Annotated in this window: 11 protein-coding genes; 1 reads left to right on the forward strand and 10 read right to left on the reverse strand. The window is 38.6% G+C overall.

All coding sequences use genetic code 11. The features are described from left to right. Position 1: 1 nt before the first annotated feature. The 3 genes from RI561_RS03935 to RI561_RS03945 are packed head-to-tail and all read right to left on the reverse strand — an operon-like array spanning position 2 to position 3,268. A complete protein-coding gene (locus tag RI561_RS03935; protein ID WP_395078926.1) occupies positions 2-835 on the reverse strand; it encodes a sulfotransferase family protein in 834 nt (277 codons plus the stop codon). Next, positions 832-1,971, reverse strand: a complete 1,140-nt coding sequence (locus RI561_RS03940; RefSeq protein WP_395078927.1) for a glycosyltransferase — start codon at positions 1,969-1,971, stop codon at positions 832-834. The genes RI561_RS03935 and RI561_RS03940 overlap by 4 nt, the downstream gene beginning before the upstream one ends. After that, the gene (locus RI561_RS03945; protein WP_395078928.1) at positions 1,964-3,268 is read right to left on the reverse strand and encodes a DUF7033 domain-containing protein; all 1,305 of its coding nucleotides are present in this window, start codon (positions 3,266-3,268) and stop codon (positions 1,964-1,966) included. The genes RI561_RS03940 and RI561_RS03945 overlap by 8 nt, the downstream gene beginning before the upstream one ends. A gap of 138 nt (positions 3,269-3,406) precedes the next feature. Here RI561_RS03945 and RI561_RS03950 point away from each other — a divergent pair, with 138 nt between their 5' ends. Beyond that, entirely contained in the window at positions 3,407-4,051 is a 645-nt protein-coding gene (locus RI561_RS03950) for a PIG-L deacetylase family protein (RefSeq protein WP_395078929.1), read from the forward strand. Positions 4,052-4,056: 5 nt separating this feature from the next. Here RI561_RS03950 and RI561_RS03955 read toward each other — a convergent pair whose 3' ends face one another. The 7 genes from RI561_RS03955 to RI561_RS03985 form a co-directional block, all read right to left on the reverse strand. Next, a complete protein-coding gene (locus RI561_RS03955) occupies positions 4,057-4,776 on the reverse strand; it encodes a WbqC family protein (RefSeq protein WP_395078930.1) in 720 nt (239 codons plus the stop codon). Beyond that, positions 4,751-5,767, reverse strand: a complete 1,017-nt coding sequence (locus RI561_RS03960) for a sulfotransferase (protein WP_395078931.1) — start codon at positions 5,765-5,767, stop codon at positions 4,751-4,753. Before RI561_RS03960 ends, RI561_RS03955 begins: the two co-directional genes overlap by 26 nt. A gap of 2 nt (positions 5,768-5,769) precedes the next feature. Then, positions 5,770-7,068 (reverse strand): glycosyltransferase, encoded by a 1,299-nt coding sequence (locus tag RI561_RS03965; RefSeq protein WP_395078932.1) that lies wholly within the window; start codon positions 7,066-7,068, stop codon positions 5,770-5,772. Between the two features lies 1 nt (position 7,069). Next, complete coding sequence (locus RI561_RS03970) at positions 7,070-9,529, reverse strand: YfhO family protein (RefSeq protein ID WP_395078933.1); 2,460 nt, start codon at positions 9,527-9,529, stop codon at positions 7,070-7,072. Between the two features lie 12 nt (positions 9,530-9,541). Further along, positions 9,542-9,829 (reverse strand): Asp-tRNA(Asn)/Glu-tRNA(Gln) amidotransferase subunit GatC, encoded by a 288-nt coding sequence (gene gatC, locus RI561_RS03975; RefSeq protein WP_395078934.1) that lies wholly within the window; start codon positions 9,827-9,829, stop codon positions 9,542-9,544. A gap of 115 nt (positions 9,830-9,944) precedes the next feature. Beyond that, the gene (locus RI561_RS03980; RefSeq protein WP_395078935.1) at positions 9,945-11,006 is read right to left on the reverse strand and encodes a phosphotransferase enzyme family protein; all 1,062 of its coding nucleotides are present in this window, start codon (positions 11,004-11,006) and stop codon (positions 9,945-9,947) included. Further along, on the reverse strand, positions 10,996-11,886 hold the full coding sequence (locus RI561_RS03985) for an NDP-sugar synthase (protein WP_395078936.1): 891 nt from the start codon (positions 11,884-11,886) through the stop codon (positions 10,996-10,998). Before RI561_RS03985 ends, RI561_RS03980 begins: the two co-directional genes overlap by 11 nt. Positions 11,887-12,157 lie beyond the last annotated feature (271 nt).

A 12,157-nucleotide genomic window follows, 5' to 3' on the forward strand; every position in this document is an offset into this window, starting at 1 on the left:
TCTATTTATCTGTGATGTCTTTGATGGATTGAATTTGAGCAGTTGTTAAAAAAATTTCTTTCTTTGATTCATTTACTGGGTTACTCAAATATTTTTTTAAAGTTGAAAGAGGAATAGAAGGTAGTTCCAAGAACTCCAGTAATTGTCTGACAGATTTAGTATTTGAAAATAAATCCTCTGATGTTATAGTTAACACCTCATGATCTTCTTTAAAAGTCTCGATAAAATCATTCGTAGATTTCCAGAGCCATGCAATTTTTTCTTCAACCGAATATGATTCCCAGCTCTCCGGGTTTTCAACATCCTTAATGCGTCCTTCATCATATATATCCTGTTCGGAATACCAGTTTCTTACCATTCCACTTTTTACAAAATCGACCGGCTGGCGAATCAAGTGAATAAACTTAGCATTGGGATATAATTTTGCAATTTGATGTGCAAAAAAAGTTACTCGATTGTTCGTCTCAATGAAAATATTATTGTTTATATAAGCATTCCTAATTAATTCGTAACGGGCCACATCAAACATCATTTTTACTATCTCTGAACGATTGCTTTGATGCTCAAATGCATACTTGGTATGCCAGGTAAATTCCGGATGAGGGTTATGATATACTTTTATTCCCTCATGAGTTGCAAATATATTGGTCAATAACTTTGTGCCACACCTGCCTGTTGATAGTACGAAAGTTGGAGCTGCTTTTTGATGAACTTTTTCATAAACTTCAGAAGCATCACTTTCTTTAAGAGTAGCGAGGTTTCGTTGTTCTTTCAGGTTTTGATAGTGGGCTTTATTGGCTTGATAAAAACTTTTAAGAATTTGGTAGAAGGTCATAATTTTTCCTCCAAGATCTTGTCAAATTCCTGTTCAAATTTTTGAGCGGAATAATTTTCAATATTATTTCTGAGACTTGATCTATAGTTATCCAATACGGAGTCCTTTTTCCTATTCAAGCGTTTTATGATATCAATTGCCTCATCAACATTTTCGTATCGTAAGGTTTTTTCCGAAACAATTTCTGCTTGACCGCCCGAATTGTGAACTACAGGAATACATCCATTTTGTATAGCCTGTACAGTTGTAATTCCAAAGGGTTCGCGTCTCAGGCTGTGAAGGAAAAAAGCTGATTCAGCCAAAGCATTTTTGATATCATCAAACGGAGCGTTGGGATGCAAATGGACGTTGTCAATAGAATGATGGGCAATATATGATTCAATAGTATTATAGTAGGTGTTAGAATTTACAAAGCCGTATAAATGAAATTCTAATTCCGGTATTTGTTGGGCAATTTTCACTTGCTCCAGTTGTCGTTTATCAGGGGAAAATCGTCCAAGGCTAACCACTTGTCGTTTTTTTGGAGTGTTATTTTTATCCGATGAAACGTTTACCGGAGGATACATTACTTTTACTTCCTGCTTTCCTAATGGGTAGAGACTTAGTAAGGTTTCTTTTGTATAGTCAGAATTGGCAAGTTGAAGATCCCTTTTAGAAATCGATCGGTCAAAACGGTACAAATAATGTGCAATCTTAAAAAGATCACTTTTAACATCTAAAAGCTTTTTCTTATTCCCTTTTGAAAAATGAATGCTCTTTTGTGGAATAATATTTCTTTTTTTACGCGGGAAATGAACATAGCTAACCATGTTTATATCCTTGGGAAGTAAAAAGCTGGTATTATTACTATTGATGACCAAATCGTAATTTTTTAAATAAAACCTGGAAATAAAATTGAAGCATAAAATATTCCACTCAAAAGGAATTCTCAGGTTCATAAAAATATCTTTGAAAGTGAATTCAATATCCTCACCATAGGCATTTTTAATATCATCTTTGGTGATATTACTTTGGAATGAAAGTAAATCAGGTACAATACATCGTTTATTTAGTTGTTTTACCATATGGATGATGACTTGCATCCTTCCACCTCTTTGAAAACGATTTTGAATGATGGCAACTTTACGTTTATTCATGTATCCATTCTATAATTTCTTCTCCGGTATAAAATGCGGCACCTTTATTCTTAAGCTTTTTTATAAGAGAAACATATCTTTCATGCCAACCTGCAAACTTGGATTCTGAAAAATAGGTATTATGCCATAAGATGCTTAGTACACCATCAAACAAAGCAATTTCTTCAATAAGTGTGTCAATCTTTGTTTCAATACTATTCGCTGGCTCTTTTCCCATATAGCTGGGGTTTCTGAGGGTAGTGTCCATAAGTAATAATGGAATTTGCCAGTGTTTATGAGCTCGGTTTGTACTAAAATTAAACGGTTGATAGGGATAACAAAATCCGCTTCGAAATCCGATATGCTCTGCAAAACCATGCGAGGCATCATATAAAATATCAGTTTGATCTAATATATGAGGTGTGGTATTAGCGCTAAATTTTAAAAAATGGAATCTGTTTCCCACAATAGGTTGTGAAAATTCATCAAGATCGGCTTGAAATTGGGCATCATCAAAAGCAGAATTCAGGCTGCCATGTAAGCCTACTTCTGAATTTGCTTGACGTATGTGATCAAACCAAGGGGTCGCCTTTTCAAGTTTGTAATCTGCATTTCCATTTCCTTCTCGGGGTAAAAAGAAATAGGTAGAAACAACTCCTAATTGTTTCTCTAATTCCAAAATATCATCAAGGTTGTCCCAGGGATCTTTTCCTTTCCATTTATTTTTAAGGATAGAGTATGTTTTTAACAGATTGCCTCTTTTTAATTCAGCAAAGATATTTTCCAGCCAACCGGAGGATAGGTTATCAATATCGTGAGACAAGAAAACCTGTATTGGTGCAATCTGTTGTTTTCGTTGGATGTTAACCCCGGTTTTTTCAATCGCGGCTTTCAAAATATCAAAATAATAGTTGACCACCGGTAAAAGAGCAAAATCATAGTGATATTGAATACTGTTTTGATAAGGAAACCGTCCGTATTTATCTGTCTCGGTTTGATGAATTTCTTGCCAATGACTTAAAAAATAAAAGACAGAAGCTATTATATCATAATTGATACGTACATTCTCTTTCTCAACAGTGATAACATCTTGCTTCTCCTCTTGATCAAATAAAAAAGGGATATCTTTGTCCTTCCAGGAATGCCAAATAAAATATTTGGGAATAGCTTTGGTTTCTTTAAAAAAAGAAAGATTGCCTTGAAAAATTATAATATCTGCGTTTGAAGAATCTTCGTAGCCAATGGAAATTTTACGGTCAGTTTCATAAAACTGGAAAAAAGTTTCTAAAAAATATGCTGAAATATGATCAGGATTCAAGATAGTGCGTTAATACTGTGAATTTAAATCGGTATTTTTGGAAAGATAATATAATTATCACCCTAAAAGATAAATAATGGGGATTTCAATTTACCCCCATCCTTTTTTACCTTCATGAAAATTCATTAGATATAACAAATGTCAATTCAAGGAATACAAAAAGTTTTAGTACTCGCCCCCCACACCGATGATGCCGAATTAGGTTGTGGCGGAACCCTTGCCAGATTGAAAGAAGAGGGCGTTGAAATTTTTGTGGCTGCTTTTTCAACGGCAAGAGCTTCAGTTCCGGAAGGTTCAGACCCAAATGTATTGCGCAAGGAATTCATTAAATCAATGAAGATTTTGGGCGTGCCGGAAGATCATTATTTCATTTATGACTACCAGGTTCGAAAGTTGAATTACTCGCGGCAGGAAGTACTTGAAGAGATGATCAGGCTTCGAAATGAAATTCAACCTGATATGGTGCTTCTGCCTTCAGGTAACGATTTGCATCAAGATCATGAAGTAGTCCATAACGAAGGACTTCGGGCCTTTAAAGGAAATTCTATTTGGGGATATGAACTTCCCTGGAATCATGTAACATTTAATACACAGGCTTTTGTGACGCTCGAGAAAAAGCACATGGAAAAGAAATGGGAAATGATGGCAATTTACGAATCGCAGTTTAAAAAACAGCGCGATTATTTCACCAAAGAATTTATATATGGATTAGCAAAAGTGCGCGGGGTACAGGTAAGTGCCGATTATGCTGAATCTTTTGAGGTAATCAGGATTAAGTGGTAATCGGTTTACTTGTTATCTAATAATATTTTTCGACTGTTTTTACCGTGATTCATTAACAAGTCTATGATGGACATATTTGATTCAAAATCACCCCAAAGCTGCTCATATTCGGGGTGTTTGAAATCGCTGTATATAAGCTTAATACCATGCTGATTTAGCATGTCTTCATTATTATACTCTTTTCCCCCACCGGTTCCTGAAAGGTAAGTGTCGACATTAACTGCTTCGCAAATGTCAATGATGAGTTGTGTCTTTTCTCCATATTCATCCAGTATATTTGATAGCCGAATTCTTTTAGTTTCAATCTCGAGGTACTCACAAATTTTCTCAATCAACGAAATGTTGAGTTCAACAAAAGAAGTTGCGTTACTAATAATCGGTTCAATCATTTCCCGAACTTCCTCATAAAAAGGAGCTTTTGCATAACTCATATGAAGTGTACGTAAGTGTTTTTTTCTCCATTTATCGGTGGCAAAGTCAACTTCCAGGAAAGAAGCTTTTCCTTTTTGCCCCTCCGGTACACTTATGGGGATTGTAAGCCAGGTTGGGCCGTTTGGCGTTTTAACTTTGTTACGGGCGGAAAAGCTTTGCCCTCGAGGATATTGAACGCTATCCAGAAAGACAAATACATCCGAATGAATGATTTTATAGAAATAACCTAGCCATGGGATATAGTTTGGTTGGTGAATAGATAAAATCTTATTTGAGTGGGGGGATGGGGTCATTTTGTTGAAATTCTTTTAACAGAGATTCAAACTTCTCTTTTATTTCCGGCTGCTTGGTATAACGATTTACCGGAAAGGTTTTGGGAAGCTTTTTAGTTTTTTGGAAATCGTAATTGTATAAATCTTGTACTTTTTGTTTTAGGCGATCTAAAAAGGCAGCAGGTTTACCACAAAGCTCATCGTAGTGAATGAACAGTTGGTTATCATGAGAATCACGGAGTTTATTCAATTCTTGATAATAGAATTTTTTAAGGTAGTGAAGCTGTCCTGCAATTTGTGGGTAGGCAGCAAGGTCCTTGATTTCATCATATTCCGGGGGGACATAACTCCACCATTTTCCGGGATCATCATAAAACTTTACCCGGGCATTCAGGTTAGAAATAGCTACATCCAGGGGGTCTCGTTCTACATATACCCACAGTGTTTTTTTTAACAGTTCATCAAGTTTTGAAATATGATATGAACCATAAATATTTTTAAAAATAAACCCGTTTTCTGCATATGCTTCAATATTAGCCAATACCCTTTTCAGCCCATCCCAATCTATGTCAGCTTCATATTCTTGAGCATTAGTAATGCTTTCAAAACTATCTTTATTTAGCCAGTTACGCCAAAAATAGCCGAACTCATGTATGTCAGTTAATGATTCTGTAGCCCCATAATCTGACTTAAACTGAGGGGTTTTATCTTTACCAATAAGTGTATCCGATAATTTCAATCCATGCAGTGGCGCGCTCCAAAACCGGGCTGTTATATTATTGATGTATCCGATTTTTAAGCCGTGAGCTATAATTTGAGTGAGAAGTGTAGTACCTGAACGAGGTAATCCGATGACAAATATAAGGGGATGATCAATTTCAAGGTCCTCATACTCCTGTTGCTCTTTTGTTTCTAAAACCCGATTCATCCCTTCCAGGAAGGATTCCTCCTTCTCAGATTTCCTGTATTTTTTAGTACGTTGTTTATTAAGCTTTTTAAAGTCGTTGGTCATGGTCAGGCGGTAATTAAGTCATCCATAATCTGTTCAAGCTGATGGGTAAGGTAACGAAAGTCATATTGATTAATAACTTCTTGGTTTGGACTAATCTCTAATTCTTCATTCACAAGCTGAAGAATATATTCCTGTATTCCTTTACTATCTTGATGAGAGAAGAACTGACCAATATTTGCTTTTTGGACCAACTGAGCTGCACTTCCGTTTAAAGGACCAATTCCTAGAATTGGGTTTTCTGAAGTCATATACTCAAAAATTTTGGTAGAAAGAACAAATATACTGTTTTTCGTTTTTCCAATTACAAGAAGCAAAAGATCCGCACTTTGAACCCGTTCCATCATCTCGTCATGGGGAATATAGCCTTGGAAATTCACTTCTATAGAATCCACTGCAGATATAATTTCATTTTTTATATTCGGATCAATACTTCCAAAAAACTCAAAAAACATGTCCCTGGCTTTTTTCGGATGATTTTCTTCAATCTCTTTCAGAGCTTCAATAAACGCTGAGGGATATTGATTAGCCTTCAAACTTCCAAAATACCTGATGGTGAATTTGTTGTTTTTGGAAGATGATCGTTCAGTTTTGATGATATGATCCGGATCAAAGCCATTGGGTATTACCGTTGATTTATCTGCAATCTTTTCTTCATGTTCCGGGAAAAAGCCGTTGTTCACCAAAGTGATGTGGTCGGCTGCCCTGAGTGTCTTCGCTTCCAGTTTATTGTTTTTTTTTCGGGCTCTTGGGCTTTGGGGATTATCGTCGTAATAATAAATGTTGGTCCAGGGATCACGGAAATCGGCCAGCCAGGGAAGTCCGCTCCAGTTTGCAAGCTTCTTTGCAATCAAATTTGTGGTGGGGGGCGGTGAAGTGGAAAGGATCAAGTCAGGATTTTCTTCTTTAATGATCTTCTTGCCCATAGGTACGGCAAACCATTTCCAGGTGAATTTAGCATCCGGAATCATCAGGTTGAGCCGAGCCCATACGGCCAGTTTCGATTTCCAATCTTTATCCTTTTGATAAAAAATGGAGGGATTACTGGTTTTGGAAGAATCTTTATTCCCCGAGGAGATGAGTTCGGTTGGTTCAATAATATTTGAACGATATACTTTACATTGATTTAAGATGGGATCGTCCGGTTCATCTTTCATTCCGGAAGAAGCTTCTTTTGTAGTCAAAATGACGACGTCCCATCCGGACTTGAGTAAGTATTTTACGAACCGTGAAATTCGATATGTCCCCACCCCGGCAAAAGGATACCAGTAGTAACTTACGATTAAGACTTTTTTTCCAGCCACGTTATTCGCGGTTTTTGAACCAGGTGAAACCCCAGAAACCAGCAATTAATAATTGAGAGATCAAGGCGAACCAAGCTAATCTCACGCCAAGCACATAGGTGTCGGGCAAGAAACGCAGCTCAATCGTATGCTCTCCGGCGGGAACTTGAAGTCCACGTACGAAATAGTTGGTTTTATAAATGGGGATCACTTCACCGTTAAGGGTAGCTGTCCAACCGGCGGGATAATACGTTTCACTCAACACGAGGAATCCCGGTTCAGAACGGGAGACTTCAAGGGTGATCTCTGGGCCCGTGTATTCCGTTACTTCCACAGAAGAGGTAGTATCAGGTGATGTTTCAAGCTGATCGGAAGTTTCAACGACAGCGGTAGTGGCGAAATCAAGTTGGCCGGGCATCAGGTAGTTGAATGCTTTGCGGGGTTCCTGAGCCGTTATCACTGAATCCACAAAAAAGGCTTTGGGAAGAACGTTTTGGTTTTCAAAAACTCTTCCTTGCTGATCTTGAAATACCTGTTCAAAACCAGGAAGTGGTAGATTTTGAGAATAAGTGACATACTTGACATTCATGAGATTCAGCAGGTCAGGATTAAAGTTTTGGCTTTGAATATTAAGTGGCCCATCTCCATACATTACATCTTGTATAATGCTGAGTTTGGCTCCAGAATACCCACCAATAACAGGGTAAAAGTAAGCCGGAGTAGCGCTACTGTAAGGATCTCTAATTAATGGAAGCACGCGATATGGATAAATAGTTTCTTCTGAAATTCTGTCTTGAATAAAAGTGTCCATTTCACGTCGCTGGGACTCTAAAATTTGTTCAAGGCTCGTGTTTCCATCTATAACTGAATCTTCAGGAATATAGCGTTTATCTACGCTGATCATGTCAATGGCTACAATCAAAACAAAGCCAAATAATGCTGCACTAACCGTGATTTTTCCTGCAAATGCAAGATACATCAGGCCCGCTGCTATGGCGATGATAATGGTGAACCGGAATACATCAGACTTAGCTTTGTCCTCACGGTCAGGAACCAGCTGTGTATTTACATAGCTTTGAGCTCGTTGTTGCACCTGAGGATTGCTGGGTTGCACCTGATTCTGCTGAGCTATTTGATTAGCGATATTTTGAACTTCACCCGGACGAGTAAAATCGGCAGAGTTCACTTGAATGAATAAGAGAACAATCACGGCTCCTACAATTCCCATGGGCAGATAAAGCTGGCTCAGACCTTTCTTCTTTTTTGATATGAAATCAATAAACCAATCGAGCCCAAAAACAGCGACTATGGTATAACAAAATGCTGTGTAAGAAAGCCAGGTTTCAGGGGCTCGAAATTTGTCGAAAAAGGGAATATAATCGAAGGCAAATTCATTCAGCAGTCTGAAATTTCCGCCCCAAGAAAAAAGAATACCAAGCGTACCGGCAGCAAAAAATACATATGTGATTTTGCTGCGCTCTCTAAATAAAGCCATCAGGATAAAGGGAAGGCTCAATGCCCCGAAGTAATGTGGGCCGGAAGTGAAAGATTTGGGTCCCCAGTATTCCGGGGAAGCCCCACCAAAATAATTTGGTATAATCAGTGTAATGGTCTCCCATATTCCTTGCGACCAAGCGAAGGCATAACTGGTAGTTAACCCAGTGGAATTGTCAAGAGCAGAACCGCCCCTTAGACTATATTGTGAAAATTCTTGTAGAGTAAGAAATTTTTGAGCGTGCCCCATTATTCCAAGAATTCCACCAAGAATCAATATCCCTGCAGTAATGGTCCACGGTTTTAGCTGGTTTTTCTTGAAGGCCGACCAAGTATCGAATACAAATAAAAATCCTAATAAATAAAATATATAATAGGTGATTTGCGGATGACTCGCCCGTAGTTCCAGAGTTAATGCAACAGAAAATAGTAGCAGGCCGGGTAATTTTTTCTCTTTGCGAGTAAGCAACCAATAACCAGCTATAAGCCAGGGGACCAGTGCCAGTGCTTTGAATTTAGTGTTATGTCCTGCTAATATGATTACAGGAATATAGGTGGTAAGCCCATACATTAAACTTCCAAACACAGAAGTTAAAACGCGGAAATTCATCAACGTGAGTAGGAAATACATTCCAGCTAACATTACCCAATATTGGAAAGCAGGAAATATACCTTGAAACACCCTGGGAAAATCACTTAAATGAGGTACCGCATCTTTTGTAGACACCACGAAGGAAGGCATTCCTCCAAACATATTGTTTACCCAAAGCGGCTCTTTTTCATAGGTTTCTCGGTAATCGATGACCGATTCAGCTGCAGCACGCCACTGAGTGGTATCATGCCGTTGAAATTCCTTGCCGCCAATGGTGGTGGCCGTAAAAAGGAAAAAAGGAATCAAAAACAAGATGAGCAGCGCTACAATATGTTGGCGCGATTCCGGAAGTTTGGAAAAAAAATCCTGGGATGGAGCAGAAGATTGTGAGGTCATAAGAAAAAAGGTTTATTCGATCACTTTAGGAACGCGGAAATAGTCGCTATCGGCATCGGGGGCATTTTTAAGTGCATCCTCATGGGAGAGGGGTTGTTTTGCCTCGTCTTTTCGGAGGCGGCTTTCTAAGTCAATGACATGCTCAAGTGGTTCCACATTCTCGGTATCCACTTCATTAAGCTGATCCATGTAACTCAGGATGTTGTTCATGTCGCCGGCAAAAGATTTCACTTCTTCAGGGGTAAGCTGAAGTCGGGCAAGGTTAGCAATGTATTTAACGTCTTTTTCTGTAACGGACATATCAATCTTTGGTTAATTTATTGAAGCTGAATTTAAGAAACATTGTTTGAAAGATTAATCGATTTTTAAAATAACTGGAAATCGTACTTATTGGGGATTTTCAGTCAGTAGTAATTCAATTTATTTTATGAAGAGGAGATAGGTCTAAAAATTGACGTACCACCTCCAGTTGGCACCGAGCCCGCACTATGTTATGCTTAGGATACTCACAGTGGTAGTAGGTATTGCCATTTAAGTAATCAGTTAAAAACCGGGTTCCCATAATCAAAGCCATATAGGGCGCTGCATATGGAAGGTAGGTGCGTTCCGATTTAGTGAACCATGACTCAGATGCAGAAAGAAAGCCATCTAAAAAAGCATTATGGTATTCTTTCCTGAGTTCTATTTGATCTAGGTTTGGTTCATCTTCGGGAGTAGTTGGAACCAAAGTGCGTAAGCAATCACCTACATCAAAATGGATAATGCCGGGCATCACGGTATCTAAGTCAACTACGCAACGAGCTCTACCGGAGTCATCAAAAAGAAGGTTGTTGAACTTGGAGTCGTTGTGAGTGATTCTGGTCGGAATTTCACCGCTTTGGAAAGCATGCTCAAGGGGTAAAAGCAGTCGGGTATATTCCTTTGTTTTATCAATTAAAGAAAGGATCTCGGCGACATCAACATGAGTAGTTTTTAAAGACTGTTGTAGTTGACTATGACGATATTCCAGAGAATGAAATTGGGGAATGGTGACTGACAGTTGATCAGGGTTTAAGGGGGATAAAGCTTTTATAAAAAGTGAGAAGGCTTTGCCTGCTTCATGAACCATGTCAATATTCTTCGGAGACTCGAAACCTTTTAAGTGATCTTTAAAGGAATAGATTCGCCATGCTTTTTCATTATTCTGAAAAAACAGTTCCCCGGTTTTGGCAGGTATGATTTCAAGACTTTCGTAAGGTGAATCCTTATAGGCTTGGGATAAAGTATCGGTAACCAGTTTAATATTTTCCATGAGTGCACTTACATCTTGGAAAACACGGGTGTTTATTTGTTGCAGTAAATAGGAATCATCGGCGGTTGAAATTTTATAGGAAGAATGAATCAATCCTGACTTGAGGTGCGCAACAGATATATTTTCTGAAGAAACAGGGTATGAGTGCAGTACCTTTTGGATGTGTTCCATTTCTTTAGAATTCATCCGGGTAGACCCATGATTCGTGAAGTTCTTCAAGTTTCTGATTTACCCAGTTATTGTCTTCACTGTAAGTGACTCCAAACCATTCACTATTGGTTGGAATAACCGATATTTGTACTCCTTTGTCCATCAAAATGGAAAGCACTTCAGCGAGATAAAATTCAGCATTACTGCCGGGTGAGAGGTTCTGATAAAATTCATGAAACCCTTCACGAACTGACTCAAAAACAAAAGGAGTAAAGCCCATTAAATTCATGGAAACCAAGTCATCCGGGTTGAGCTCTCTTTGTTCACTATTAGTTTCCGAAACTATAGTGCCATTCTTTCTTTCTATGGATTTCAGCTCTTTTATTTCTTTTAGATGTCCTTTCCCATCGATATTACACAGTCCACGCGATACTGAACCATGCGGACTTAAGGTATTTCCCACTTCATATCCAATTATAAAAGCGTTGTTTTCATTCTTATCCATCATGATCAGCTTGTTGTATGCTTTTTGGATTGCCCCCCGACCATAAAAGTCATCAGCATTCACCATAGCAAATGGCTCGTCAATTTCCGGTTCGGCCATCCATAATGCGTGTGCAGTGCCCCAGGGTTTTGTTCTTTCCTCAGGTACCTCAAATTCATCTGGTAAGGCATCAAGTTCCTGGAAGACGGAGACGATATTAATTTGATCTTGCCACTTTTCCTGCAACACAGTATTGAACTCCGCTTCTATCTCTTCCCGAATTACACACACTACTTTATTGAATCCGGCTTTGACTGCATCATAAATGGTGTAATCCATAATAAGATGATCATGTGGGCCAAAGGTTGAGAATTGCTTGGTTCCGCCATATCGGCTTCCCATTCCTGCTGCTAAAATGACAAGTGAGGGCATAGTGTTTGTATATTGTGTATTCGATTAAATGGGTTTAAGTTTTTTCTGCAATTAGGTACATATAGCACAAAATCTGAGTTTGGCAGTTGTATTATATATTGAGCTTACGCCGGCAGTCAGACAAAGTCCTCCCTTGAGGGAGGTGCCAGACTGAGCGGATGCGAAGTCTGGCGGAGGGTGTTGGTGCCAAGGCCAAACATTACCTTTAAAGTCTGATTTTCCCTAATAGCTTTAATTCTGAGTTGTATTAGGCTGAACTATCTTTGGCACC

This window comes from Gracilimonas sp., assembly GCF_031581265.1.
In the GTDB taxonomy this organism is placed as follows: domain Bacteria; phylum Bacteroidota; class Rhodothermia; order Balneolales; family Balneolaceae; genus Gracilimonas.

Excerpts from the sequence above, each read along its gene's own strand:
- RI561_RS03935 (WP_395078926.1), bottom strand. The coding sequence starts at position 835 with ATGACCTTCTACCAAATTCTTAAAAGTTTTTATCAAGCCAATAAAGCC.
- RI561_RS03940 (WP_395078927.1), bottom strand. The coding sequence starts at position 1,971 with ATGAATAAACGTAAAGTTGCCATCATTCAAAATCGTTTTCAAAGAGGT.
- RI561_RS03950 (WP_395078929.1), top strand. The coding sequence starts at position 3,407 with ATGTCAATTCAAGGAATACAAAAAGTTTTAGTACTCGCCCCCCACACC.
- RI561_RS03955 (WP_395078930.1), bottom strand. The coding sequence starts at position 4,776 with ATGACCCCATCCCCCCACTCAAATAAGATTTTATCTATTCACCAACCA.
- RI561_RS03960 (WP_395078931.1), bottom strand. The coding sequence starts at position 5,767 with ATGACCAACGACTTTAAAAAGCTTAATAAACAACGTACTAAAAAATAC.
- RI561_RS03970 (WP_395078933.1), bottom strand. The coding sequence starts at position 9,529 with ATGACCTCACAATCTTCTGCTCCATCCCAGGATTTTTTTTCCAAACTT.
- gatC (WP_395078934.1), bottom strand. The coding sequence starts at position 9,829 with ATGTCCGTTACAGAAAAAGACGTTAAATACATTGCTAACCTTGCCCGA.
- RI561_RS03980 (WP_395078935.1), bottom strand. The coding sequence starts at position 11,006 with ATGAATTCTAAAGAAATGGAACACATCCAAAAGGTACTGCACTCATAC.
- RI561_RS03985 (WP_395078936.1), bottom strand. The coding sequence starts at position 11,886 with ATGCCCTCACTTGTCATTTTAGCAGCAGGAATGGGAAGCCGATATGGC.